The organism is Streptomyces sp. NPDC048106 (assembly GCF_040706415.1).
Taxonomy (GTDB): Bacteria; Actinomycetota; Actinomycetes; order Streptomycetales; family Streptomycetaceae; genus Streptomyces.
Genome location: NZ_JBEZND010000067.1, coordinates 1 through 26,513 on the forward strand (window position 1 = coordinate 1; position 26,513 = coordinate 26,513).

Sequence of the window (26,513 nt, forward strand, 5' to 3'; positions counted from 1 at the left end):
GGGTGGTCGGTGCGGGGGGGGCGGGCGCCCGGGCGCGGGACGGGACGGACGATCAGCCGGCCCGGCCGGTGATCCGGGCGAGCACCGCGTCGGCCTCGGCTGCGGACAGGGGCTTGCCGAGGCCACGCCAGGCGATGTGCTGGTCGGGGCGGACCAGCACCGCCGCGGTCCGGTCGTCCGGCCGGGACAGGACACCGTCCAGCCGTACCACCGTGAGCGGGATTCCCGCGCGGTCGGCCGCCGTGAGGAGTTCGTCGGTACCGGACTCCGTCTGGTAGACCACCAGGGTCAGGCCGCCGCGGAGCGCGTCGTACAGGGACGTGCCGTCCGGCAGCCACGCGTGCGGCAGCCGGGCCCCCGGGGTGGTGCTCGGCCGGTACGTGGTCAGCGACTCGACCACCGGGGGCGGGTCGCCCGCGTCCCGCTCGCCGTGCTCGACCACGGGCGACCCGGTGTAGGCGTAGCCCAGGACGAGGCCGAGGCTGTGGAACTCGCCGTCCATGGTGGCCCTGGCGGTTCCGGCCAGCGCCGCCCGCTCCCGCACTCCGTCGGGACCGTGCGCCTCCAGGGCGGGACCGGGACGCATGGCCACCGACGCCCGCATGCTGGAGGTGGTCCAGCCGATGGTCTCCTGCGCCACCGCCCGCCTTTCCGCCTGGTAGCTGTCGAGCAGCCCGGGGTCTGCCCAGCCCTGGAGTACGGCGGCGAGCTTCCAGCCGAGGTTCACCGCGTCGCCGACACCGGTGTTGTACCCGTGGCCGCCCCACGGGGGGTTGAGGTGGGCGGCGTCACCGGCCAGGAACACCGGACCGACCCGGTAGCTGTCGGCGAGTTGCATGCGTGCGTGCCAGGTGTCGGTGGACAGGACCTCGACGTCGACCGGGCCGCCGACGTACGCGCGCACCAACTCCTCGGCGGACAAGGGCCCGTCGTCCTCCAGCGCGGTCACACTGACGTTGAGCCACCAGGTGTCGGTCAGGTTCATCCGGCCCATGACGCCGCTGAACCGCGGATTGACCACCCAGTAGTGCACGGCGGGGCCGTGCGGCACGCGTTCGGCCAGCCCCGGGCAGCGGAAGACGATGCTGCGGTTGGCGCGGGCGTCGTCGGCCCCCTCCAACCGGACGCCCACGGCCGAGCGGGTGACGCTGCCCGGACCGTCGGCGCCGACCAGGTAACGGGCGGTGACCTGGGTGGTCCGTCCGTCGGCGGCACGCGCCCCGACCACCACGGGACCGTCCGGTCCCGACGGCGTGCAGTCGGTCAGCGACCATCCGAGCGCCAGCCGTACCGTCGGCAGTTCGGCGGCGGCCGCGCGCAGCACCGTCTCGACCACGGGTTGGGCCACCTGCTGCGCCGACTCGGCGAACTCCGGCCGCCGCTCGGGCGTCAGCCCGAAGCAGTCGTCCACACGGGTGATCTCGTGGCCGAGCAGGCTGGTGCAGAACACCGCCTGCTGGGAGAAGTCCACCGGTAGCGCGGCGGCGGCGCGCAGGCGGTCGGCCAGGCCCCAGCGGCGGAAGTGCTCCATGGTGCGCACGCTGCTCGACTTCGCCCGGGGGCGGAGCGAGGACACCTGCGTACGGGGTTCGAGCACCAGGCAGTCGACACCTCGGGTACCCAGCTCGATCGCGGTGGCCAGGCCGACCGGACCGCCGCCGGCGATGACGACGGCGGCGTCCCCCGGCACGTCGAAGGGTTTGCCGGGCCGGTCCTCGACGAGTCCGGTGGAGGGAGGGGTGGAAGCGGAAGCAGCGGTCACGGCGTCACCTCGGTACGGGCGTCGATGCGGTCGAGGAAGTCGGTGAGCAGGGTGTTGAACGGGGCGCCGACGTTCTGCGTGCCGTGGCCGCCGGGGACGACCGCCCGGCGCGCGCCGAGCTGTTCGGCGAGGGCGTCACCGATCGCCTCGAACAGCGGCCGCTGTCCGCCGGTGATGACAAGGGCCGGGGTTCCGGCGGCCCTCACCTGCGCCACGGGTACCTCCGCCTCCCACGGCCACGCGACGCGGAGGCGGTGTGCCCGCTCCGCGAACGCGCGCAGGGCCGTCGGCAACGGGCTGGGGAAGGAGGCCGTCGGCTCGATCCCGGCGAAGAACGTGCGAAAGAACGCCTCGACGTCGCCGGGCGGGTCGGCGACCAGGTCACGCATGGCCTTCTCGTAATGGTCCACGGCGTCCGTGCCGCGGGCGAGCGCGCTGGCCGCGCTCTCGACCAGGGTCAGCGAGCGGACCGCCTCCGGCACCGCCGCGGCGGCGTGCAGCGCCCCCAGGGTGCCGTAGGACTGCGCGACCACATGCGCGCCGCCGAACTCACGCAGCTCCGTCAGCAGCTCGGCCAGCAACCGGCCGTCCTCGCGGTGGTCCTCGCGGTCGCTCGGGGCGCTGCGGTCGTAGTTGAGACGGGAGACCACCAGCAGCCGCCACCTCTTCGCCAGCGGCAGCTGGGCCTGCCAGGAGTCCAGGCCCCCGAACACCCCGCCGTGGACGAAGACGACCGGCGTGCCGTCCCCGTACTCGGTGACGCGTGTGCCGCCCGGTCCGGGGCGTTCCACCCCGGCCGCCCACGCCGGACGGGGCGCGCCCGCGGATCCGCCCGGCTGCGCCTCCCGGTGGCCGCGCAGGGCGTCCAGCAGAGCGTCCTCAAGATCCACGAGGCTCGGGCCGTCCAGGAAGACACCGGTCGGCGGGGACGCCCCGAACCGGCCGGCGACGCGTTCCTTGAGCTCCACCGCGAGCAGGGAGTCCATGCCCTGGTCGGACAACGCCCCGTGCCGGTCGACGTCGTCGGCGGCACCGCCGAGCACCAGGGCGGCGACCTCGGCGAGTCCGGCCCGCACCTGTGCGCGCACGTCCTCCTCCCGGCCCGCCCGTATCTGTCCGGCCATCTCCTCCGGACGGACACCGCCCACGGGATCGGTCCGCCGGTCGCGCGCACCGGCGGCGTGTGCGGCGGGCCGGGCGGCGGAGGCGATGGACGCCGCGAGGGCCTCGCTGGTGATGGCGCGTACGTGCACGCCGGTGATCCGGGCCACGTACCGGCCGTCGGGGGTGCACAGGTCCACGTCGGCGACCGCCGAGTTGGCGGAACCGCCGAGGTCACCCGTGGCCGTGGAGCCGGCTGTGTCCCGCACGACGGTGTGGCAGAGAAGGGGTCCGCCGTCGTGACCGAAGAACTCGTAGCGCTCCATCTCGACCATGATCAGCACCTGGCCGTCGTCGCCGTGCGGCCGGCAGGCGAAGAGGGTCTGCAACGCGGAGTCCACGACGCCGGGATGCAGTCGGTAACCCAGGGCCTGTTCGGCGGGCTCGGCCGGACGCAGCCGGGCCAGCACCTCGCCGTCGCGCCGGGAGATCTCGGACAGCCAGCGCGCGGAGGGCCCGAGGTCGAGCCCCCGCGCTCGCAGGTCGGCGTAGAAGTCCTCCGCCGACACCGTCGTCGTGCATCGTCCTGCGGCCCGGTCCAGGTCGTCGGGTGTCGGGGGGGCCGGCCGCTCCGCGGAGGACGCGCCGAGGACGCCGCGCGCGTGCAACTCCCACTCCGCCGTGGGCGCGGACCGGCTGTGGTACGTGAAGTCCTCGCCGGACAGCACGAGTTGCGTGGTGATCGGACCCCGTTCGGGGACCACCAGGGCCCGCGGGATGACCAGATTGCGCACCGTGGCGCCCCGGCCGCCCCACAGCTCCTCCGCCGCCTGCACCGCGCTCTCCAGATAGAAGCCGGCGTTGACGATGGCGACGCCGCCCGAGACGCACTCGGTGAGACAGGGGTGGGCTTTCGGCGACAGCTCCGCCTGGAACTGGATGTCCGCGAGCGGTGAGGACAGCCGGCTGCCGACCAGCGTCCCGGCCGCGGCGGCCGGCGTGTCTGTACGGGTGTGCCGCTCCGCGAGCCCGTCGGCGCCGACGTACCAGTGCCGTCGCCGCTGGAACGGGTAGGTCGGCACGTCCGTGGTGCGCGGCGCCCAGTGGCCGTCCACCTGCGACCAGTCGACGTCGGTGCCGGCCACGTGCAGCGCGCCGACCGCGTCGAGCAGCGTCCGCCAGTCGCCGTGGTCGCGGCGCAGCGAGGCGATCCACCGGTACTCCTCGCCCGGCAGCGCGGTCCGAGCCATGCCCGACAGATGCGGGCTCGGGCCGATCTCCACGAACGTGCGGCAGCCGAGGTCGGCGAGCCGGCGCAGCGCCTGGTCGAACCGCACCGGCCGGCGGGCGTGGTCGCGCAGGTAGTCGGCGTCGTAGCCATGGCCCGTCACCGTCTCGCCGGTGAGGGTGGACACCAGCGGGATCCGCGGCGAGCGGTAGGAGTGACCGGCCGCCACCTGATGGAAGGCGTCGAGCATCGGGTCCAGCAGCGGCGAGTGGAAAGCGTGGGACACCGGCAGCCGACGGGTGCGTACGCCCTGCGCCGTGAACGCCTCGACGATCTGGGACAGCGGGCCCTCCGCGCCGGAGATCACGGTGTGGGCGGGCCCGTTGACCGCGGCGACGGCCACCTTTGGGGCATGCCGGGCGACCGCCTCCGCGACCCGCCCGTGCTCGGCGAAGACAGCCGCCATACCTCCGCCGGGCGGCAGTTCGGCCATCAGCCGGGCCCGCTCTGCGGTCAGTGCCACGCCGGTCTTGAGGTCGAACACGCCGGCCACGCAGGCCGCCGCGTACTCACCGACGCTGTGACCGGCCACGGCCGTCGGGCGCAGCCCCCAGCGCAGCCACAGCCGGGCCAGGGCGTACTGCACCGCGAACAGCGCCGGCTGGGTGTAGCGGGTGGAGTCCAGCAGCCCTTCGGTGCCGTCCTCGCCCGCCATGACGGTGAGCAGCGGTTTGTCGAGGTACTCGGCGAACAGTCCGGCGCATTCGTCCAGGTCGGCCCTGAATCCGGGGTCGGTGCGGTAGAGCTCCAGCGCCATGCCCTGGTACTGCGCGCCCTGGCCGGTGAACAGGAAGGCGACCTTGGGCCGGCGGCCGGGGGGTGCCTCGCCACTGCGTACCCCGGTGGCCTCCTCGCCTTCGAGGTGCCGTCGCAGGCGTTCGCGCAGCACGTCGGAGGAGTCGGCGCGCACTGCCAGCCGGTGCGCGAACCTGGCCCGGCCGCGGTTGGCGGTGGCGGCCAGCCCCGCCAGCGCCGCCGAGCCCCCGCTGCCGCCGTCGCCAGCGCCGGTGGCCTCACAGGCGAGCTGGGAGGGCAGTGCCTCGACCCATCGGTGGGCCAGGTCGCGCAGTGCCTCGGGGGAGCGCGCGGACAGGGTCACCAGGTGTTCCGGACGGTCCGGGACGGGCGCCGGGCCCTCCGGTGGCGCCTCCTCCAGCACCACGTGGGCGTTGGTGCCGCTCGCCCCGAACGAACTGACGCCGGCGAACCGAGGCCGTGCCGACCGCGGCCACGGGGTGACCTCACGCGGGAACGCCACCGGCAGCCGCTCCAGGTCGATCTCCGGGTTGACCTCGCGCAGGTGCGGCTGCGGGGGGATCTCCTCGTGCCGCAGCGCCAGTACGGTCTTGATCAGCCCGGTCACGCCGGCCGCCGCCTCCAGGTGGCCGACGTTGGCCTTGGCGGAGCCGATGACGAGCCGGGACCGGTCGTCGCGGCCGACGCCCAGCACCGCGGCCAGCGCGCGGACCTCGATCGGGTCGCCGAGCGGCGTGCCGGTCCCGTGCGCCTCCACGTAACCGATCTGCTGCGGCTCCACCCGCGCCTGGGCCAGCGCCTGCCGGATCACCTCCTGCTGGGCGTTGCCGTTGGGCACGGTGAGGCCGCTGCTGCGGCCGTCCTGGTTGACGGCGGAGCCGCGTACCAGGGCCAGTACCCGGTCACCGGCCGCCTGCGCGTCCGACAGCCGCTTGAGGACGACCACGCCGCAGCCCTCGCTGCGGACGTAACCGTTGGCGGACGCGTCGAACGTCGCGCACCGTCCGTCGGGGGAGAGCATCTTCGCCTGCGACAGCACGACGAAGGCCTCCGGCGCGAGGAGGGCGTTGACGCCGCCGGCGAGTGCCAGGTCGGTCTCACCGGCCCGCAGGCTCTGGCACGCCAGGTGGACGCCGACCAGCGATGACGAGCACGCGGTGTCCACCGACAGGCTCGGCCCGGACAGCCCGAGCCAGTACGACAGCCGTCCGGCGGCGAAGGTCGACGCGTGGCCGGTCAACGCGTACACGTCGAGGTCGGGCAGCGGCAGTCGGCTCATCAGGGACTGCCAGTAGTCGTTGCCGGTCACGCCCACGTACACGCCGGTGCGGCTGCCGGCCAGGCTCGGTGCGGCGATGCCCGCACTCTCCAGGGCTTCCCAACTGGTCTCCAGGAACAGCCGCTGCTGCGGGTCCATGTGGGCGGCCTCGCGGGCCGACACGCCGAAGAACGCGGCGTCGAACCGGTCCACGTCGGCCACCAGGCCGGCGCGTCGGGTCCGGATGGTGCCCGGCGCGTCCGGACCGGCCGCCCGGTAGGCGTCGTTGTCCCAGCGGTCGGCCGGGATCTCCGTCACCGCGTCCCTGCCCGCTCGCAGCAGGTCCCAGTACCCGGAGGGAGCGTCGGCGCCGGGCACGTGGCACGCCATGCCGACGATGGCGATCGGTTCGCTGCGGGCCCGTTCGTTCTCCTCCAGCGCCGTTCGCAGTCGCGTGATCTCGGCGAGGGCGCGCGAGACCACGCGCTTGTTCTGGTCCGTCGTCGTGGTCATCGGCGGGTCATTCCTTCCCGGACCGTGGTGGCACGGTCGATTTCCGCTTCCAACAGCGCGAGCAGGTCGTTCTCTTCGTCGTCGTCCGTGCCGGCCCCCACCGCCCCGGCGCCTTCCTCGCCGTCGGCCTTGGCGAGGGGGAGCCGCTCGGCGTCGTCCTCCATCGGGGGGCCGTCGGCGGTGGCCGGGCCGTCCGTCGGGGCGGTCACCGCGACCTCCTCGGCCAGGAAGGCGGCGAGCGCCGCAGCGGTGGGCCGCTCGAAGAGCAGCGTGGTCGGCAGGGTCTTGCCGAACTCCCGCTCCAGCCTCTGCCGCAGGCGGACGGCCATGAGCGAGTCCAGGCCCTGCTGGAAGAAGCCGTCCTCGGGGTCGAGATCGGCCTCGTCGATCCCGAGCAGGTCGGCGACCGCGCCGCACACCAGCGCCAGCAGCGCCTCGCCGCGCTCCTCCCCCTGTACCTCGGCGTCCCAGCCTGCACAGTCGGGGACGGGTCCGGCGGCGCGGGCCGTGCCGGGCACGCCGGCCGCCGGGGCCGGCCCGGCCTTTGCTGCCCAGTGCCGGGTGCGCTGGAAGGCGTAGGTCGGTACGTCCGCCACCAGCGGGCCCCCGCGGCCGCCGGTCAACCGCGACCAGTCCACCGGCGCTCCGCCGACGTGTGCCTGCGCCAGGGCCCGTACGAAGCGGTCGTCGGCCGGGTCGGGTCGGCCGGTGCACAGCACGACGGTCACTTTCGGGTCCGCCGCGGCGGCCACCTGCTGCACCTGGCCGAGCACACCGAGGCCGGGCGCGCACTGCAGGACGAGGTCGTGCCCGTCGGCCACGGCCGCAGTGAGCCGGGCCGAGAGCTCCGGATCGTCGGAGCGCAGCACCAGGTGGGGTTCGACGCCGTACGACCGCCAGGCGTCCGCCCACCCGTCGTCCGTCCCCGGCGGCTCGACGAGCACCGTGCGGCGGCTCCCGGCGGCGCCCTCGACCAGGCCCGGCGAGGTGCGTCCGGCGGCGAGGGCGTCCAGTCCGTCGAGGAGGGCGGCGCGGTCGGTGCCGCTCACCACCGCCCGGTGGCGGAACAGTGATCTGCCGGCCAGCACCCGGCCGATCGCCCTCGCGTCCTGCTCGGGGTGGTTGCGCGCGTGTTCCGCGTGGAGCCGGGCCTGGGCCCGAAGAGCGGACCGGGTGGGCGCGGACAGCAGCCACACCAGCGGGCCGCCGTGCGGCGCGGCGGCGGACACCGGAGCCGGTTCCCGCGGTGCCTCCTCCAGAACGGCGTGGGCGTTGGTCCCGCTCATGCCGAACGCGGACACCGCGGCGCGACGCGGGGTGTCCCGGCGGGGCCATGCGATGGCTTCGGTGAGCAGTCGTACCGACCCAAAGTCCCAGTCGGCGTGCGGCGTCGGCCGGTCGGCGTGCAGTGTCCGCGGCATCCGCTCGTGCCGCAGGGCCATGACCGTCTTGATGATGCCGCCGACCCCCGCCGCGGCCATGGAATGGCCGATGTTGGACTTCAATGAGCCGAGCCGCAAAGGCCGTTCGGCGTCGCGTTTGGCGCCGTAGGTCGCCAGCAGGGCGTTGACCTCCACCGGGTCGCCCAGCGCGGTGCCGGTGCCGTGCGCCTCGACCAGATCCACGTCCTGCGGGGCGAGTCCGGCGTTGGACAGCGCCTTGCGGATGACGTCCTGTTGCGCGAGGCCGTTGGGTGCGGTGAGCCCGTTGCTGGCGCCGTCCTGGTTGAGCGCCGTGCCGCGCACGACGGCGAGCACCGGGTGGCCGAGCCGCCGGGCCCGGCCGACGGTCTCCAGCAGCAGCATGCCCGCGCCCTCCGCCCAGCCGGTGCCGTCCGCGTCGGCCGAGAACGCCTTGCACCGGCCGTCCGGTGACAACCCGCGCTGGCGGCTGAAGCCGATGAACGAGTCGGGGGTGGCCAGTACGGTCGCGCCGCCGGCGAGGGCCATGTCGCTCTCGCCGGTGCGGAGCGACTGGACGGCGAGGTGGAGGGCGACCAGTGACGACGAGCAGGCGGTGTCCACCGTCATCGCCGGGCCTCGGGCGCCGAGCAGGTACGCGATCCGGCCCGAGGCCACGCTCGGCGCCAGGCCGGTGATCCGGTAGGCGGCCATCTGATCGGCGTCCTCGGCCTCGCCGTCGGCGGCGTGCGGCCGGTAGTCCTGCATCGCGATGCCGAGGAAGACCCCGAGGGCGCTCTCACGGACCGACAAAGGGTCCACCCCGGCCCGTTCCAGTGCTTCCCAGGCGGTCTCCAGCAGCAGCCGGTGCTGCGGGTCCATCGCGGCGGCCTCCCGGGCGGACACGCCGAAGAACGGGGCGTCGAACCCGGCGACGTCGTCGAGGAAGCCGCCCTCCCGGGTGTAGCTGGTGCCGGAGTGCTCCGGGTCCGGGTGGTACAGGTCGGCCAGGGGCCAGCCCCGGTCCTCCGGGAAGCCGGACACCGCGTCCGTCTCGTCCCGGACCAGTTCCCACAACTCCTCGGGCCCGGTGACCCCGCCCGGGTAGCGGCAGGCCATTGCGACGATAGCGATCGCGTCGTCGTCCACCGGGCCGGCGTCGGCGGCGGGTGCCGACGAGTCGGTGTCGACGGGTGCCGCCGGGCCGGCGTCGGCGGTGGGTGCCGCCGGGGCGGGTACCACCTGCGGGGGTGGTGTCCGCGTCGCCGTGGCCGCCTCCAGGTGCGCGCACAGGGCAGCCGGGGTGGGGTGCTCGTAGGCGAACGTGACGGAGATACGGGCTCCGGTGGCCGCCTGAAGTCGTCGGTGCAACTCCAGGGCGCCGACCGACGTCAGGCCGATGTCGAGGAACGAACGCTGCGGGTCGACGTCGGCCGGTGAGGGCAGACCGGTCACCGCGGCGACCTCGGCGCGCACCACGGCGGCCAGCCGCTCCCCGCCGAGGACCTCGCGGACGTCCGTGACGGCGTCGGCGGACGGTTCGGCGGGCGCATCGGCGGACGGTTCCCCGGCGCGGGCGGCCCCGCCGGACGGCAGGGACCACCAGTACCGCGTGTCCTGGAAGGCGTACGTCGGCAGGTCGGCGGGGGCGGAGACCGGTCCGGTCAGCGCCGCCCGGTCGACCGCGGCGCCCCGCGCGTGGGCGGCGCCGACCGCCAGCAGCACCGTCTCGGCCTCGGTGCCGGTCTGCCGCGAGGCGGCGATCGTGGCCACGCCGTCGTCGGCGTCCCAGGCAGCGGACGCCGCGTCCGGCGCCGGGCCGGCCAGGCATCCCGAGGCGAGCGCGGCCAGCGAACCGTTGGGGCCGACGTCCAGGAGGGTGGCCACCGCCTGGTCCCGCAGCGTGCGGACCCCGTCGGCGAAGCGCACCGCCTCGCGGACGTGCCGCACCCAGTACCCGGGCGAGCACAGCTGTTCCGGCGGCGCGAGCGTGCCCGTCACGTCGGAGACGACCGGTACGGCCGGGCGCCGGTACGTCAACGACTCGGCGACCTCCCGGAACTCCTCCAGCACCGGTGTGACCAGGTCGGAGTGGAAGGCGTGGCTCACCCGCAACCGCGTGGCCTTGCGGCCGGCCGCCTTCCAGTGCGCGACGGCGGCCAGCACGTCCGCCTCCGGGCCGGAGACGACCACCGCCTGCGGCCCGTTGACGGCGGCGACGCACGCCGCCGAGCCGGTGCGCTCCAGCTCCGCCAGCACCTCGGACTCCGAGGCCTGCAGCGCGGCCATGGCCCCGCCGGCCGGCAGGGCGTCCATCAGCCGGCCCCGGGCCGACACCAGCGCTGCGGCGTCCTCCAGGCTCCACACGCCCGCCACGTGGGCGGCGGCGAGTTCGCCGATCGAGTGGCCGAGGAGGACGTCCGGCCGCAGGCCCCAGGAGGCCAGCAGCCGGCACATGGCGACCTCGAACGCGAACAGCGCGGGCTGGGCGTGGACGGTGCGTTCCAGCAGGCCGGCCGTCTGCGGGCCGGTGCCGAACATCACCTCCCGCAGCGGACGCGGCTGGTGACGGTCGAACGCCTCGGTGATCTCGTCGAGTGCGTCCGCGAAGGCGGGCTGCGCTGCGTGCAGCTCCGCGCCCATGCCCGCCCGGTGCGCGCCCTGCCCGGCGAACAGGAACGCCGTGCGGCCCCGGCGCACCTCGTCGGTCACCAGCCGGCTGTGGGGCAGGCCGTCGGCGAGCGCCCGCAACGCCTCGGACACCTCGTCGGTGGTGCGGGCGACCACCGCGGCCCGGTGGCCGAAGGCGGTGCGCGTGGTGGCCAGGGCACCGGCCACGGCGGCCGGTGCTGCCTCGGGGTGCGCGGCGAGGTGCGCGGCGAGCCGGGCGGCCTGCGCGCGCAGCGCCGCCCGGCCGTGACCGGACAGCAGGAACACCCGGTGGGCCGGATCGGGCGCGGTGCCCGGCGTGCCGGTGGGCTCCGGCGCGGCGCCGGGCGGGGTGTCGGCCGGCGCCTCTTCCAGTACGACGTGCGCGTTGGTGCCGCTGATCCCGAAGGACGAGACCGCGGCCCGCCGGGGCCGGTCCCCGGCCGGCCAGTCCCGGTCCTCGTCGAGCAGGCGTACGTGCGCCGACTCCCAGTCCACGTGCGGCGAGGGCCGGTCCAGGTGGAGGGTTCTCGGCATGCGGCCGGCCCGTAGCGCAAGCACGGTCTTGATGACGCCGGCCACGCCGGCGGCGGCCTGGGGGTGCCCGAAGTTGGACTTCAGCGACCCGAGGTGCAGGGGGCTGTCCGCGGGCCTGTCCCGGCCGTAGACGTCCAACAGCGCCTGGGCCTCGATGGGGTCGCCGAGGGCGGTGCCGGTGCCGTGTGCCTCGACCAGGTCCACGTCGCCGGGGGCCAGCCCGGCGTTGTCCAGGGCGCTGCGGATCAGCGCGCGCTGGGCGGTCCCGCTGGGAGCGGTGAGCCCGTTGCTCGCGCCGTCCTGGTTGAGCGCCGAGCCCTTCACGACGGCGAGTACGGGCAGCCCGAGACGCCGCGCGTCGGCCAGCCGGGCCAGCAGCAGCACGCCGGCACCCTCGCCGAGCACGGTGCCGTCGGCCGCCGCGGAGAACGGCTTGCAGTGGCCGTCCGGGGCGAGCCCCCGCTGGATGCTGAACTCCACCAGCGTGTCGGGGGTCGACATGACGGTCACCCCGCCGGCGAGCGCGAGGTCGCACTCGCCCGACCGCAGTGACTGGGCGGCCAGGTGGAGCGCGACCAGCGAGGACGAGCAGGCGGTGTCGATGGTGACGGCCGGGCCGTTCAGTCCCAGGTGGTAGGCGATCCGGCCGGACAGGACGCTCGTCTCGTTGCCCGTCATCACGTAACCCGCGTACTGCTCCGGTACCCGGTTGGTGCCCGGGGAGTACTTGGGGCTCAGCGCGCCGACGAACACGCCGGTGGCCGTCTCGCGCAGCCGCTCCGACGGCAGCCCGGCGCGTTCCACGGCCTCCCAGGCGGTCCGCATCAGCAGCCGTTGCTGGGGGTCCATCGCCATGGCCTCGCGCGGCGTGATGCCGAAGAACGCCGGGTCGAAGTCGCCTGCTCCGTCGAGGAACCCGCCGACGCGGGTGTAGCAGCGTCCGGGCAGCCCGGGAGTGGGGTCGTAGAGCGCGTCGAGGTCCCAGCCGCGGTCGTCGGGGAACTCCGACAGCGTCTCCTCACCGCGGACCAGTACCTCCCACATGTCCTCCGGCGACCGCACACCACCGGGAAGCCGACAGGCCATCGACACCACCGCGACGGGTTCACGCGTGCGGTCCCGCAGCGTCTGGATCTCCTGCCGCAGCCGCTGGTTGTCCTTCACGGACCGGCGCAGGGCCTCGACTATCTGTTCCTCACGGGTCATCGGTCGGTCTCCTTCCCAGGCAGCGTGCCGGGTTCGGCGGTCTCCACGCCCGCGAGGGCCAGCAGATCCCCCAGATCCATCTCGTCGATCTGCTCGTCGCTGACCACCGTCGGCGCCGGGCCGGCCGGGGCGGCCGGGGCGGACGGGGTCGCCGAGGCAACGGCGGGCAGCGGGGCGACCATGCCGCCCGGATCGAGGACGGTCATCAGGTGCGCGGCCAGCCGGGCGGGCGTCGGATGGTCGAAGACCACGGTGGACACCAGTCGGCAGCCCACCGCCGCCGCCAGGCGGTTACGCAGCTCGACGGCGCTGAGCGACTCCAGGCCCACCGACTTGAACGTCGTGGCACCGGTGAGCAGCGCCGCTGACCGTTCCCCGAGCACCGCGGCGGCCTGCGCGTGCACCACCTCGGTCAGCGCGGCCAGCCGTCCGGCCGCGTCCAGCGCCTCGAAATCCCGGCCGAGACCACCGACGGAGGCCCCGGCAAAAGCGCCGGCGGCGGCCGTGGGCTCGGCGCGCCGACGGGGTGACTGCCGCAGCTCGCGCAGCAGCGGTGGCACCGTCGCGTCGGCCGCCGGTGGTGTCATCGTCATCAGCACGAGCGCCGGGGCTTCGGCGGCCAATGCCACGTCGAACAGGTCCAGCCCGGTCTCGGTCGGCAGCGGGGTGACGTCCACGCCCGGGATCAGCCGGGCGAACGAGGAAGTGTCCACGCCGGCCGTCATCTCGCTGCGCTCCGCCCACAGGCCCCAGGCCATGGCGGTGGCCGGCAGGCCTGCCGCGCGCCGCCCGCGGGCCAGCGCCTCCAGGTAGGCGTTGGCCGCCGCGTAGTTGCCCTGCCCGGCGTTACCGAGCGTGGCGACACAGGAGGAGAACAGCACGAACGCCGAAAGGGGCTGGTCGCGGGTCAGTTCGTCGAGGTGCCGGGCGGCGTCGGCCTTGGCCGCCATGACCCTCGCCACGTCCTGCGCGGTCATCGACTCCACCAACCGGTCGGCGAGCACGCCGGCGGTGTGCACCACGGCCGTCAGGGGGTGGTCCAGGCTGTCCAGCAGCGCCGCGACCTGCTCCCGGCGCGTCACGTCGCACGCTTCAATCCGCACCGACGCCCCCAACTCCGTCAGGGACTCCCGTAGTTCGAGCGCGCCGGGGGCATCGGTGCCGCGCCGGCTGACCAGAACCAGCCGCCGTACCCCGTGCCGGACGACCAGGTGCCGCGCCACCAGCGCGCCCAGCGTGCCCGAGCCGCCGGTCACCAGCACCGTCCCCTCGGGCGCCAGACCATCACCGTCGCCGCGGGGTCCGGGTGCGGTCCGCACCAGCCGCAGTGCGCTCGCCACGCCGGCACGGACCGCCACCTGGGGCTCCGGGCCGCTCGCCGCGGCCAGCACGGCGGCCGGGGAGTCCGGGTGCGCGTCGGTGTCGACCAGGACGACCCGGTCCGGGTGTTCGGTCTGCACCGACCGCACCAGGCCCCAGAGGGCGGCGCCTTCCGGGTCGTCGACCTCCCCGTCGCGAGCCGCGACGGCGCCGGAGGTCACCAGCACCAGGCGGGTCGTGAGCACCGACGCGTCGGCCAACCAGCGTCGCAGCGGGTCGAGGACGGCCACCACGGGCCGGTCACCGGTGCACGGCACCGCCCACAGCACACCGGCCGGAGCGCTGCCGCCACCGGCCGCCGCCCGTACCGCGTCGAGGTCCGGGTACGCCGGACAGGTCGCCGCCGCGGAGACCGGCACGGCGGGGGCCGGGTCACCGGCCAGCGCCCAGCCGCCGGCGGGTGCTTCCGCCGGTGTGTCGCCCACCGGACGCCATGCCTGCCGGTACACCGCGTCCCGGTGTCGGCCGAGGTCGCCGAAGAGCCGGTCGGAGGCCGGCAGCATCACCAGCCGGTCGACGTCCAGAACCGGGTGTCCGGCGTCGTCGAACAGCGCCAGCCGGAACGCGTCGTCGCCGACGACGGTGGCCCGCACCCGCAATCGCGTCGCACCCGCACGGTGCAGCCGCACTCCGTGCCAGGCGAATGGCAGCATCGTCGGCCGCGGCCCCTCCGCCGGCCGGGCCAGCACGGTGACGTGCAGGGCCGCGTCGAGCAGCACCGGGTGCAGTCCGAACGCGTCCACTCCGGGAGCGGCGTCGTCCGGCAGGGCCGCCTCGGCGTACAGCTCGCCCTCCCGGGCCCACGCGGTGGTCACCGCGCGGAAGGCCGGGCCGTAGTCGATGGCCGTCCCGGTGTACCGGGCGTACAACTCCTCGACAGGGACCGGCCGCGCGTCGGCGGGCGGCCACGCCGCGTCGGCCGGACCGGCGGCCGGTTGGGACGCGCTGCGCAGCAGGACGCCCTCGGCGTGCCGGGTCCAGCCGGCACCGGCCGAGTCCGTCCCGGTGGCCCCGGCCGGACCCGAGGACCGGGAGAACACCGTCACCGTGTGCCTGCCGTCGGCGTCGGCGCCACCAACCGTCACCTGCAGGTCGACGTGCTCCTCGTCGGACAGCGGCAGCGGGTGGTTCTGGGTCAGCTCCAGCAGGGTGTCGCAGCCGGCCTCGTCGCCCGCCCGGACCGCCATCTCCACCACGGCCGCGCCCGGCACCACGGCCCGTCCGCCGACCCGGTGGTCCGCAAGCCAGGGCGCCGCGCGCCCGGACAGCCGGCCGGCCAGCATGTGCCCGCCGGTCTCGGCGAGCGACAACGCGGACCCGAGCCAGGCGTGGCCGGTGGGTTCCGCACCCGACACGGCGGCCGGCGTCGGCACCGCCGGCTCCAGCCACAGCCGACGGGTCTGGAAGGCGTACGTCGGCAGGTCGGTCAGCCGGGGCCGCCACGGTGCGAAGTAGCCCGCGCCCAGGGGCAGTCCGCCCACGTGGGCGGTGGCGAGCGCCTGGCTGAAGCGGTCCCAGCCGCCGTCGTCCCGCCGCAGGGACCCGACGGACAGGACGTCGTCCGCCCCCGCCGCCTCGGCGACCTGCTCGACGGATGCCGCGAGCACGGGATGGGGACTGACCTCGACGAACGCGCCGAAGTCCGCTTCGAGCGCCGTCTGCACGGCCAGGTCGAACCTGACCGGTGCCCGCAGGTTGCGGTACCAGTAGTCGGCGGTGAGGCCGGCGGTGTCCAGCGCCGTGCCGGTGACCGCGGAGTAGAACGGTACGGTCGACGGGCGCGGGGTGATGCCGGACAACGCCGCGAGGACCTGCTCACGGACCTCCTCGACCTGCGGCGAATGACTCGCGTAGTCCACCGGTACCATGCGCGCCCGGACGTCCACCGCCTCCAGGTCGGCGACGATCCGGCGCAGTTCGGCACGCGGTCCGGCCACCACCGTGGCCCGGGGGCCGTTGACGACGGCCACCGAAACCGCCGAGCCCCGGCCGGCCAGGTACTGCTCGACCTCCTCGTGGGCCAGTGCCACCGACGCCATCGAGTAGTCGCCGGAGAGACCGCCCAGCGTCCGGCTGCGCAGCGCCACCACCTTCGCGGCGTCCTGGAGGGACAGGGCTCCGCAGACACAGGCGGCTGCGATCTCCCCCTGCGAGTGGCCGATCACCGCGGCCGGCCGGATCCCGCAGGACTCCCACAGCGCCGCGAGCGAGACCATGACGGCGAACAACGCCGGCTGCACGACCTCGGCCCGGTCCAGTGTCGGCGCGCCCGGCGCCTGGGCCAGCACGTCGCGCAGCGACCAGTCGCAGTACGGTGCCAGCGCCTCCTCGCACTCCTGCAACCGCCGGTTGAACACCTCGGAGGCGGCGGCCAGTTCGACACCCATGCCGATCCACTGGGAGCCTTGCCCGGGGAAGACGAACACCGCGGGCCGGCCGTTGTCGACGACGTGCTCGGGCGGGCGCCCGGTGACGAGGGCGTCATCCAGCCCGGCCCGGCTCAACACGCCCAAAGCACGGATGAGTTCGTCCGTCGAGCCGCCGGTCACCACCGCCTGGTGCTCGAACCGCGTGCGCCGCTCGGCGAGGGTGAAGCCCACGTCGACGAGCCGCAGCCCGGGGTGGCGCTCGATGTGCGTCTTGAGCCTGGCCGCCTGCTCGCGCAGCGCCTCCGGCGTCCGCCCGGACAGTACCCACGCGGTGTGCGGCATGTCCTCGGCGGCCGCGGCGGGGCCTGGGCCGGTGGACTCGGTGGACGTGCCGGGCGCGTCGGGTGCCTGCTCGATGATGGCGTGGGCGTTGGTGCCGCTGACCCCGAACGAGGAGACGGCCCCGCGCCGGGGGCGGCCGGTTTCGGGCCACGGGGTGGTTTCGGTTGCCAACCGGATGCGGCTCGCCGCCCAGTCGAAGCGCCGATTGGGGGCGCTGACGTGCAACGTGGGTGGCACCAGGGCGTGTTGGAGGGAGAGGACGGTCTTGATGACGCCGCTGACCCCGGCCGCGGCCAGCGTGTGGCCGATGTTGGACTTCGCCGATCCCAGCAGCAGCGGCCGGTCGGCGGGCCGGTCGCCGTAGACGGCCTGGAGCGCGGTGACCTCGATCGGGTCCCCGAGCGGGGTGCCCGTGCCGTGGGCCTCGACGACGTCGACCTCGGCGGGGCGCAGCCCGGCTTCGGCGAGGGTGCGCTGGATCATGCGTTGCTGGGCTTCGCCGTTGGGGGCGGTCAGCGTCCGGCTCGGGCCGTCGTGGTTGATGGCGCTGGCCCGCACCGTGGCCAGCACCGGCCAGCCCCGCCGCCTGGCCTCCGAGAGCCGGGCCAGGAGCAGCACGCCCACGCCCTCGCCCCAACCGGTTCCGTCCGCGTCGTCGGAGAAGGACTTGCATACGCCGTCCGGGGACAGCGCGCCGGCCTTGCTGAACTCGGTGAAAATGCCGGGCCGGGCATGGAAGGTGGCGCCGCCGGCCAGGGCGAGGACCGTCTCACCGGACCGCAGGGACTGACACGCCAGGTGGAGGGCGACCAGGGAACCGGAACACGCGGTGTCCACGCTGACCGCGGGGCCGTGGGTGCCCAGCACGTACGACAGCCGTCCGGCCAGCACACTGGGGGAGGTTCCGGTCAGCACCCGGCCCCGCAGCTGCGGCGGCACCTCGTCCCAGGCCGGTCCGTAGTCGTCGGTGCCGAAGTAGCCGAGGAAGACACCGACGTCCTCCCCGCGCAGCGTCCGAGGGCGGATCCCGGCCCGCTCGAAGGCTTCCCACGCGGTGAGCAGCGTCACCCGCTGCTCGGGGGCCATGGCCGTGGCCTCCCGTTCGGCGATGCCGAAGAACTCGGGGTCGAACTCCGCGATGTCGGAGACGAAGCAGCCGGACCGCGTGACGCAGGTGCCGGCCGTGCTGCCCTGGGGGCGGAACATGCGGTCGAGGTTCCACCCGCGGTCCTCGGGCATGGCCGAGGCGACCGACCGGCCCGACGTCAGCAGCTCCCAGAAGTCCTCGGGGGTGTTCACGCCACCGGGTAAGCGACAGGACATGCTGATGATCGCGACCGGGTCTGACGGGTCTTCGCAGCCAAAGCTGTTCGCGGACATGTGCCTCCTTGCCGTCACCCGGAAGGCCGCGAGCGAGCCTGGGCCAAGGGGCGACAGCCTGGTAGAAACGGGCGGAAACCGGCCTGTTGGTGATGTCGCCCGGTGGGTATGCATGGCGACAAGGAAGAGGAAGCGGCAGGAAAGACGCAGGAAAGGGGTCGAAGCGGGCCGAACGGAGGTGCTGCGGGTCACCGCGACGGTGACGCGTCAACTCTGGTGATTCCTCGGCTCCGACCCTCCATTGCGTCTGGTGCGCAGAATTCGGCCACGACTGTAGCCAGGGCCGACATAGCGCCGCAAGGGCGGGGTGATGTACGTCACTCGCCCTGATATCTTTAACCCCTCGAACCTTGCAAGGTATAGCTTAATTAAAGATTCTCAAAAATTACCCGGGATGGTTCGGGGATCGGTTGCTACGCTCTGGCTTCATCCAGTGACAGCGTCACCTCCGGGCCGGATAGGGTCATCAAAAAACAGGAGCAAAAGGGCGATATGGCCAAGTTGGAAATCATTCTGGGCAGTGTGCGCCCGGGGCGGATCGGGTTGCCGATCGCACAGTGGATGGAGCAGGAGGCGCGTACTCACGGCGGATTCTCCGAGGTGGAATTAGTCGACCTCGCAGAGGTGAATCTGCCCTTCTTCGACGAGCCGCACCACCCGCGTCAGCGTAAGTACGTCCACGAGCACACTCGGCGATGGAGTGCCAAGGTGGACGAGGCCGACGCCTTCATCATGGTCACGCCGGAATATAACTACGGCGTCAGCGCCGTACTGAAGAACGCCCTCGACTTCCTCAGCGAGGAGTGGAATTACAAGGCGGTCGGGTTCGTCAGCTACGGCGGGGTCTCCGCCGGGACCCGCGCGGTCCAGATGACCAAGCAGATCGTCACCACGCTCCGCATGGTTCCCGTCCTGGACGCGGTGTCGGTGCCCTGGGCCATGGAGATGATCGAGGACGGGCGGTTCGTCGCGAACGACGTCGCCACCGGCGCCGCCAAGGCGATGCTCGACGAGTTGCTCAAGACTGACGGCCACCTGAGCGGGCTGCGCCAGAAGAAGAACTGACGACGCCGGGCCGCGGCCGGTGTCCGGGCGCCTTCCTGGAGCGGGTGCCCCTGCCGGATCGCGGCTTGGGCTGTTCGTAGGAACCTCCCCCACGAGCCCAACTTCAGGCGACCGCTGTCCGTGGCCGTCTGCCTGATCGAACTGGCCATGCCGACGCGGTGCGTTATCCGGGCTGGTCGGAGAGGCCCTCCGGAGTGGGTCGGCCGGTCGTGCGTCAGGCGTGGTCGACTCCACTCGCCGGCGAGGCGGCCCGGGCTCGGTCGGCGGTGGCAGGGGTGGAGGTGGGCGACGTCCTGGTGTCTTCACTGTGCCGTCACGCCCGGTTCAGCATGCGCGCGGGAACCGGCCGTCCGTCCTGACGGTTTCCTGGGCAGGCGAGGCGCCGGAAGCCGGTGGCTGCCGCGGAGCGTGCGGCGGTGCAGCACCGGTACGGTTCCGGTGGGCGAGGACGTTGTCCGCCTCGGTCGGCGGGGAGCTGGTGCTGCCTGCTCGCGAAGTGGGTACAGGCCGACGGGGTCGCCATCCGGAATGCGATCCATCGGTTCGACGGTATCGGCCCGAGTCCTGTTTCGGTCAGAGGTGCGGCTGTGCGCACCGGGCAGCGGCGGAAAGCGACGAGGCTGAACGTCGAACGCGGCGGCGTGGTCGGACGTGCAGTAGTTTCCCGGTTTCCCGCCGATGGCGATGCGGGCGCAAGATTCTGAAACGCAACGGGAGATCGCCGAGCCGAAGAACTCTGACATCAGCGCACCGGCGACCATCGAGTATTCCGGCCGCCCAGAAACACACAATGCGCAGGCCCGTGCCCGGGAGTCAGCGGGCGCATACCCAAGGGCGCCTTCCGCCGGGCACCAGAGCTCACGCCGAAAGGCTGGATGGCACTCCAGGGTGAGCATGGAAGGCGTCGATACCGGCGAGTTAACTCGCTGTTACGTCTTCGAAAATTTTTGCCTCCATGACGTTCGTGTAAATGGAGGCGGGCGCTCCGCCGGCCGTGTTTTCCCAGTCTGCGCGCTGGGGAGCTTGTAGGTGCTGCACGGAGCGGCCTTCGAAATCCCGCAATGCCATGTCCCACATGCTTGATTCGAGGCTCTCCGTTCATGGACTCGGCACACGATCAGGAGCGGGGCATTCCGGCATACCGGCGGCTCCGCACCACGATTGCGGTTCCCCCGAGATGCGGGGAATGGTGACAGACCTACTACCGCTGGCGCCAGGCCGAGAAGGAACCCGGGCAGCGGCGAGGAGCGGGAGCTCCAGCTCGGGCGTGGATCGGGAACCAGCGCAGCAGGGCCGCCACGCTGTCCCCGGAGCGGGTAAAGCAGCTGTCCGCCATCAGCATGCGATGGACATGACCAGACGTACTGCGTACCGGCGGCGCCCGCGAAGCGTACGGGCGACGGCACACTGCGGCTCAGGCGCTGACAGGCACTCCGGTCCAGGTGCTGGCAGGCACCCCGGCTCAGCTGCCGACGTCACCCGCTCCCCCAGCCATCCAGCCGACGCGGCCGCCGGACTCCACCAGAGCGTTCGCCGCAGCGCTCGCCACCACCGCGGCGGGCGCGAACGCGGCCCGCTCTGCCGTTCGCACCGCGGTGGCAGCGGGCCGGGAGCAGGCCCGCCCGGACAGGACAGCCTGGCTCCGGACCTACCAGCGGCAGACAGCGACGTACACCGAATTCGCCGCGGCCGACGTCCGTGGGTGTCTTGACCGGCTGCCGCAAGGCGGCGGTGCGGAGGTCGGCCGGGCCTTTGGGTCGGCACCGCCTGGCCACGGCGCGGCCTACTGCGGGCAGGGTCAAGTGGCCCGGGGCCGAGACCCGCCCTCGCGCCTCACGCCGCACGTCTCACGCCTCACCGACGATGCGACGGCCGGCCCTGTCAGCCAGCTCGACCTCCGCGGGCTCGGCGGGGGCGTCCTGCCCCACGGCGAGGGCCGAGTGCTGGGCGAGGATCTGCTTGAGCACCTCGTAGGACGTGCCGGCCCGGGTGCTGCGCGGGCTGCCGAAGGTCTCCCGCTCGGTGGTCATCAACAGCAGCCAGTGCGCGCTGGTCATCCGCATCCGGCTGGTGTCTGTACCGCGGGCAGCGCAGGCGGTGCTCTTCAGCGGCCCTCGTACCAGCGTCACCAGCTGGTGCGCGGCCACCCGCAGGCGCAGATACAGCATCAGCTGGCCCCGCGACGGGTCCTCCTCTGGGGAAGAAGCCGGCCCCGCACCGGCGCGCGGTCCCGGCCACCCCACACGCCACTGCCTCGGGCGGGGGTTCATCGGCAGCGGGGCGGGCGGCGGCCGAGGCTGCGGGCTCCGGCGGCGCTGCGGAGCTGTCACCGGTGCCGGGTCCGGACGCATCCTCCCCGGGGCCGGACACGCGCTCGGCACAGGACCCCGCGCGACCCGAGGCGCGGACCCGGCAGCGGGCGCCTCGGTCGTCCGAGGCGGTGCCTACCCGCTTGCGAGTTCCTGGCGCAGTGTGGCGGCGATGCGGGTGAGCGCGGTGGTGAGGTGGCGGCGCTGGGCGGCGGTGAGTGGGTCGAATACGAGCCGTTTGACCTGTGCGACGTGTTCCGGCGCGCTCTCGACGAGTTTCTGCCGGCCGGCGTCGGTCAGGGTGGCGAGGGTGTATCGGCCGTCGCCGGGGTCGGGTCGGCGGGTGACCCAGTCGCGGGCCTCGAAGCGGTCCATGACCTTTGACAGGCGGGGCTGGGTGCTGTCGCAGTCCCGGGCCAGGTCGCTGAGCCGCATCGTGGCCTCGTCCGCCGCGGACAGTCGGGCCAGTACCCCGTACTCGAAGTTGGAGATGCCCGCGTCTCGCTGGAGTTGGCGGTCGAGGGTCGCGGGGAGGGCGATGACGACTGTCAGCAGCGCCTGCCACAGGTCCTGCTGTTCGTCGTCGAGCCAGGGTGACTGCGTGTCCATGAGCCCCAGTGTACTTGCCTCGGCAACTCATGTCACTTGCCTCGACAACTCCAGTCGCTCACCCCAGCAAGCCACCTCACTTGACCAGGAAACTCATCTCGGACAACTTCTCACTTGCCCAGGCAAGTCATTGCGGGGTACCTTCTCACTTGCCTGGGCAAGGAAACTCACTTGTACAGGCAAGTAAAGGAGCTGATCTCTGTGACTCCAGCGACCAATCCTCGGACGGGCCCCTGCCCAGCCTCTGCGTCAGCCACGGGACCCCGTTCACCCTCGACGATTCGCAGTGGCTCGACGCCCTCTTCGACTGGGGCCGGTCGCTCCCCAAACCGCGGGCCATCGTCGTCGTCTCGGCCCACTGGGAACAGGCGCCGGTCGCGATCTCCGGGGCCGCGGCCGGCACCCCGCTGCACTACGACTTCAGCGGCTTCCACCCCCGCTACAAGACCCTCCCCTACGCGACCCCGGACGCCACCGACCTGGCCCGGCGTCTCCAGGGCCTGATGGGCCCCACGCCGGTGCACGAGTCCACCGGCCGCGGCCTCGACCACGGCGCCTTCATCCCGCTCATGGCCATGTACCCCGCGGCCGACGTCCCCGTCGTGCAGCTGTCCATGCCCAGCATCGTCCCCGGCGACCTGCCGCCCTCGGGGCGCGACTGCGGCCCCTGCGCGAAGAAGGCGTCCTCGTTCTCGGCTCGGGCTTCATGACCCACAGCTTCGCCGTGTTCCGCCGGCCGGAGCTCGCCGCCGAGACCACCGCCTTCGACGCGTGGGCCGTCGACGCCCTCGCCCGGGGCGACGCCGACGCCCTCGTCGACTACCGCCGCAAGGCGCCCGCCGCCGACATCGCGCATCCGACGGCCGACCACTTCGTCCCGCTGCTGGCCACCGTCGGCGCCGCCGACGACCCCGGCAGCGCGGTGAGCGCCATCGACCGCATGGTGATGGGCAACTCGACCCGGTCACTGCAACTGACCTGAACACCTCTACACCCCGTCGAAGTGCTCCACCCTCACGTCCGATCGCCTCATCCGCGGCGACGGCATCAACACACCCCGGAGAAAACTCTCATGAAGGCCATGCGTTTCCACGAGTTCGGCGGCACCGAGGTCCTGCGCTACGAGGACGTGGACCGGCCCGTTCCCGGCGCCGGACAGGTGCTGGTCCGGGTCGCGGCCACCTCGTTCAACCCGGTCGACGACCACATCCGCGCCGGCCACCTGGCCGAGCTCATGCCGACCCCCCTCCCCTACGTGACGGGGATCGACCTCGCGGGCACCATCACCGAACTCGGCGCGGGCGTGACGGGCCTGGCAGTCGGCGACCACATCGTGGCCATGCTGCCCCTGGACACCGCCGGCGGCGCCGCCGAGTACGCCGTCGTCCCGGCCGACTCCATCGCGCCGGCGCCGAAGACCCTGGACCTGGCCGACGCGGCCGCGCTGCCGCTGACCGGCCTCGCCGCCTGGCAGACGGTGTTCGAACTGGCCGAGCTGAAGCCCGGTCAGACCGTCCTGGTCAACGGGGCCGGAGGCGCGGTGGGCAGCATCGTGGTGCAGCTCGCCGTCGACGCGGGCGCGCACGTGACCGCGGTGGACGGCCCGCAGCACGCCGACCGCCTCCGCGGCTACGGCGCGGAGCGCGTCGTCGGCCCCCTCGACCTCGCCGCGGGCCCGGCCGCCGTGGGCGGTCCGTTCCAGGTCGTGGTGAACCACGTGCGCCACTCCCCGGAAGATCTCGCGCTGCTGACGGCCTACGTCGCCGACGGCGGCGTCGCCGCCAGCAGCGGTGGCGCGATTCCCGAGGACCCCGCCCGCGGGGTGCGCAACGCGAACCTGTGGGTCCGCCCCGACGGCGCCCAGCTCACCGAGCTGGCCGCCAAGGTGGACGCCGGCAAGGTCCGCGTCCACGTGGCCGCCCGCCGTCCGGTGACCGAGCTCGCCGCCGTCCACCAGGACGCCGCCGCCGGACGCCTGCCCGGAAAGACGATCATCCTCGCCCCCTGACCCCACCCCCACGGCCCCACCGGGCCGCCCCGTCCGACCCGCCGGTGACACAACCGGATCTCCTCTCTCGTCCTACTGGCGAGAAAGGAGATCCGCTCCGCCGCTACGACGGGCAGGCAGGACGTCGCTCTCCTACTTCACAGCAGGGGTTGTGTGGTGATGTGCCGGCGCCAGGGTCAGACGGAATCGCTCACGCATCTGGTGGGGCTCACGAGGGCGAGGTGAACGCTCCCCCGTGGGGCGGAACCCCATGCGTTGGTAGAGGCTTCGTGCTCGCTCATTGCTATCCGCCACCGTCAACGAAACGGACGTGGCACCGTGCACCGCAGCATGACCGATCGCAGCTCCGATCAGTGCCTCACCCACGCGGCGCCCACGCCAGGCCGGCGCGACCCACACTGCGTCGAGCTGGCGTTCTTCGGTCAGCGAGCCCGGTGGGGCCACCAACGCCGCGACGCCTACCGCCTGCTCTGCGCACCAGGCAAGGAACCAGGCGCTACGCAAGATTCGCTGGAGCCAGAAAGCTTCAGGTCTTGCTCTTTCGTCGGCCAAGGTGGAGCCGAACGCGTCGGCGTCCGCCTCCAGGGCACGCAAACGAAGCTCCCTGAGTGCAGTCCAGTCCTCGCAAACCACCCGTTCGACCCTCAGCATCCGTACATAATCGCGGCGCCCCGAGGGGATCTCCACAGAGATTCCTGCCGGGACTACGGCAGTGTCCAGTTCGACCCCTTCACCGACCGTAAGCACGGGCGTGCCTTCCCGACCGACGCGGCAACGTCGGCCTTGCTCGATGACCTATCGATCGATCCATCGGGAAAGCACGCCTTCCTTCCGCCAGGAGTGATCCGCAGAAACTGAGCATTGCTCGAGTTACGCAGCGGATCCGTCCACTGACGTTGCCATCAGCGTTGCCGTCAAAGTAGTCAGCGGTGGTCTGTGTGTCGCGGACTTGTCGGTGCCGGGGACGTCCTGGCGGTCGACTCGCGAGTTGGACAGGCGCTGGGTGCCCCACTCGTAGGTGTTGGTGACCTGGGTCATCTTCTGCCCGGCCGCCTGATAGGTGTACTGCAGTACCTGCCCGTTGTAGTTGTAGGTGGTGTCGGTGGTGTAGGTGGCGCCTCCTGAGCCGGACAGCTTGGTCTGCCTGAGGAGCGCGTAGTAGGTCGGGGTGACCACATCCGACGCCAGGGCCCCTGCCGCGGGGTAGCCGATGGACTGGAGGTAGCAGTTGGCCGTCCGGTGCAGCCCCCGACCTGCTCGAATGCGCGTTGTTCACGACCAGATGGGAGACATCCGGCTGACGGCACGCTGTGCTGGGGCGTGTGCCGGTATGGGGCGCGCAAGATACGCCGCCGAGAGGGCCGCTTCGGTCGGCTCCTCATCGCCTACGCCACGCGCGGCTGCTTCTTCGGAGTAGGCAGCGCGGCCGGAGGTGCGGGCGCCTGATGGCTTAGAGGTCGCGCGGGTAGGCACGGTGGGGCACCGATACAGAGAGGCGAGCACGGGGTTCCGATGATCACGGGTTGTGACGCCGCGTGATCATAGATGTGAGTGTTCTTGTGGGCACCTCCTCACTCGGCGGCCACCGTCGCCTGCCACGCGCCCGGGCGTTTGCCTGTGGCCTTGTGGAAGAACACCGAGAAGTTGGATGCGTCGGGGAAGCCGAGTATGTCGGCGCAGCGGGCGGCGGTGAGGCGGTCGTGTGCGAGGAGCCGTTTGGCTTCCAAGGTGATCCGTTCGACGATGTACGCCTTCGCGGTACGGCCGGTGGCCTGCTGCACCGCTCGTGAGAGGGTGCGGGGCGAGTATCCCAGCGCACGGGCGTAGTAGCCGGCGTCATGGTGTTGCCGGAAGTGCGCTTCGACGCTGGAGCGGAACAACCGGAACACCGGATGTGTGAGCCGTGCTTCGGCGTGCGGCGGGTGCAGCCGGGTGATGAGCGCGGAGAGCAGGATTTCGGGCAGCTCCGTCCGGGAGTCACTGGGTGGGGTGGATGCTTCGAGGAGGAGATGGCTGCGCGCCGTGTCGGCGAAGGGCCAGTCGGCGTCGGGGATGCTCCAGTGCGCGGCCTCTGGGTAGGCGACGAGTTCTCGGGTGGTGTGGGTGACCGGCGCGGTCGGCACGAACAGCACGAGGTGCCCTGCCACGTCGGCGATGTCGTCCCACCGGTGCACCGCGCCGGGTGGAATCCACACCGCGGACTGATCTTGGAGCGGGTGGAGGTGGAAATCGACGGTAACTGAGCCGGGTCCGGCGTCGATGACGGCAAGGACGTGGAAGTCGGCGCGCTGCGTGCCGCCGTCGTTCAGCTCGCGAAGGCGGCCGAACGTCATCGTCTCGACCGAGGCGGCGCGGCGTCCTGCGGGCTGGTAGGTCATTTGCCGGATCACGCTCACGTGTCCAGTTTTCACCATCGGGCGACCAGTCACGCCGATGCCCCGTCCGGGTGAAGAAGTTTCAATGAATACACGGGGCAATCGCCTAGATGTATTGACCCGTGAGGTTGGGGACGCGGCTGGCGGGTGGTTGGCCTTTCAGCGCGGTGTGTCCGCGGTGGTGATTGTAGGTGTGCAGCCAGCCG

The 26,513-nt window shown here is 72.9% G+C and carries 11 protein-coding genes and 1 pseudogene; 3 read left to right on the forward strand and 9 right to left on the reverse strand.

Translation table 11 applies throughout. From position 1 onward, the window contains the following. Positions 1-52 precede the first annotated feature (52 nt). Genes AB0927_RS38870 through AB0927_RS38885 form a run of 4 tightly spaced genes read right to left on the reverse strand, consistent with a single transcriptional unit; the run spans position 53 to position 18,055 of the window. A complete protein-coding gene (locus AB0927_RS38870; RefSeq protein ID WP_366672578.1) occupies positions 53-1,762 on the reverse strand; it encodes an FAD-dependent monooxygenase in 1,710 nt (569 codons plus the stop codon). Continuing rightward, the gene (locus tag AB0927_RS38875; RefSeq protein ID WP_366672579.1) at positions 1,759-6,678 is read right to left on the reverse strand and encodes an alpha/beta fold hydrolase; all 4,920 of its coding nucleotides are present in this window, start codon (positions 6,676-6,678) and stop codon (positions 1,759-1,761) included. The genes AB0927_RS38870 and AB0927_RS38875 overlap by 4 nt, the downstream gene beginning before the upstream one ends. Beyond that, positions 6,675-12,470: a beta-ketoacyl synthase N-terminal-like domain-containing protein gene (locus AB0927_RS38880; RefSeq protein WP_366672580.1), complete on the reverse strand. Its 5,796-nt coding sequence runs from the start codon at positions 12,468-12,470 to the stop codon at positions 6,675-6,677. The genes AB0927_RS38875 and AB0927_RS38880 overlap by 4 nt, the downstream gene beginning before the upstream one ends. Next, positions 12,467-18,055 (reverse strand): type I polyketide synthase, encoded by a 5,589-nt coding sequence (locus AB0927_RS38885; protein WP_366672588.1) that lies wholly within the window; start codon positions 18,053-18,055, stop codon positions 12,467-12,469. Before AB0927_RS38885 ends, AB0927_RS38880 begins: the two co-directional genes overlap by 4 nt. A gap of 378 nt (positions 18,056-18,433) precedes the next feature. Between AB0927_RS38885 and AB0927_RS38890 the strand changes: the two genes are divergently transcribed. Beyond that, positions 18,434-19,006 (forward strand): NAD(P)H-dependent oxidoreductase, encoded by a 573-nt coding sequence (locus AB0927_RS38890; protein WP_366672581.1) that lies wholly within the window; start codon positions 18,434-18,436, stop codon positions 19,004-19,006. Positions 19,007-20,853: 1,847 nt separating this feature from the next. Here AB0927_RS38890 and AB0927_RS38895 read toward each other — a convergent pair. Together AB0927_RS38895 and AB0927_RS38900 are read right to left on the reverse strand one after the other, a co-directional pair. Next, positions 20,854-21,174, reverse strand: a complete 321-nt coding sequence (locus tag AB0927_RS38895; RefSeq protein WP_366672582.1) for a hypothetical protein — start codon at positions 21,172-21,174, stop codon at positions 20,854-20,856. Positions 21,175-21,450: 276 nt separating this feature from the next. Beyond that, positions 21,451-21,924 (reverse strand): MarR family transcriptional regulator, encoded by a 474-nt coding sequence (locus AB0927_RS38900; RefSeq protein WP_366672583.1) that lies wholly within the window; start codon positions 21,922-21,924, stop codon positions 21,451-21,453. Positions 21,925-21,953: 29 nt separating this feature from the next. On the opposite strand from AB0927_RS38900, the pseudogene AB0927_RS38905 reads away from it, so the two are divergent. Both AB0927_RS38905 and AB0927_RS38910 read left to right on the forward strand, forming a co-directional pair. Then, positions 21,954-22,906 (forward strand): annotated as a pseudogene (locus tag AB0927_RS38905) (class III extradiol ring-cleavage dioxygenase). A 90-nt stretch (positions 22,907-22,996) separates the two neighbouring features. Next, complete coding sequence (locus AB0927_RS38910; protein ID WP_366672584.1) at positions 22,997-23,932, forward strand: NADP-dependent oxidoreductase; 936 nt, start codon at positions 22,997-22,999, stop codon at positions 23,930-23,932. Between the two features lie 132 nt (positions 23,933-24,064). Here the strand turns inward: AB0927_RS38910 and AB0927_RS38915 are convergent, their stop codons facing one another. From AB0927_RS38915 to AB0927_RS38925, 3 genes are all read right to left on the reverse strand, one after another. After that, positions 24,065-24,583 (reverse strand): GNAT family N-acetyltransferase, encoded by a 519-nt coding sequence (locus AB0927_RS38915; RefSeq protein WP_366672585.1) that lies wholly within the window; start codon positions 24,581-24,583, stop codon positions 24,065-24,067. Between the two features lie 219 nt (positions 24,584-24,802). Then, positions 24,803-25,108, reverse strand: coding sequence for a hypothetical protein (locus tag AB0927_RS38920; RefSeq protein WP_366672586.1), 306 nt, complete (start codon positions 25,106-25,108; stop codon positions 24,803-24,805). Positions 25,109-25,503: 395 nt separating this feature from the next. Further along, positions 25,504-26,328 (reverse strand): helix-turn-helix transcriptional regulator, encoded by an 825-nt coding sequence (locus tag AB0927_RS38925; protein ID WP_366672587.1) that lies wholly within the window; start codon positions 26,326-26,328, stop codon positions 25,504-25,506. Positions 26,329-26,513: the final 185 nt, after the last annotated feature.

Bases quoted from the DNA above. Each gene is read 5' to 3' on its own strand.
- AB0927_RS38875 (WP_366672579.1), bottom strand. From the start codon at position 6,678: ATGACCACGACGACGGACCAGAACAAGCGCGTGGTCTCGCGCGCCCTC.
- AB0927_RS38910 (WP_366672584.1), top strand. From the start codon at position 22,997: ATGAAGGCCATGCGTTTCCACGAGTTCGGCGGCACCGAGGTCCTGCGC.
- AB0927_RS38880 (WP_366672580.1), bottom strand. From the start codon at position 12,470: ATGACCCGTGAGGAACAGATAGTCGAGGCCCTGCGCCGGTCCGTGAAG.
- AB0927_RS38895 (WP_366672582.1), bottom strand. From the start codon at position 21,174: ATGCTGTATCTGCGCCTGCGGGTGGCCGCGCACCAGCTGGTGACGCTG.
- AB0927_RS38915 (WP_366672585.1), bottom strand. From the start codon at position 24,583: ATGCTGAGGGTCGAACGGGTGGTTTGCGAGGACTGGACTGCACTCAGG.
- AB0927_RS38885 (WP_366672588.1), bottom strand. From the start codon at position 18,055: ATGCATACCCACCGGGCGACATCACCAACAGGCCGGTTTCCGCCCGTT.
- AB0927_RS38890 (WP_366672581.1), top strand. From the start codon at position 18,434: ATGGCCAAGTTGGAAATCATTCTGGGCAGTGTGCGCCCGGGGCGGATC.
- AB0927_RS38900 (WP_366672583.1), bottom strand. From the start codon at position 21,924: ATGGACACGCAGTCACCCTGGCTCGACGACGAACAGCAGGACCTGTGG.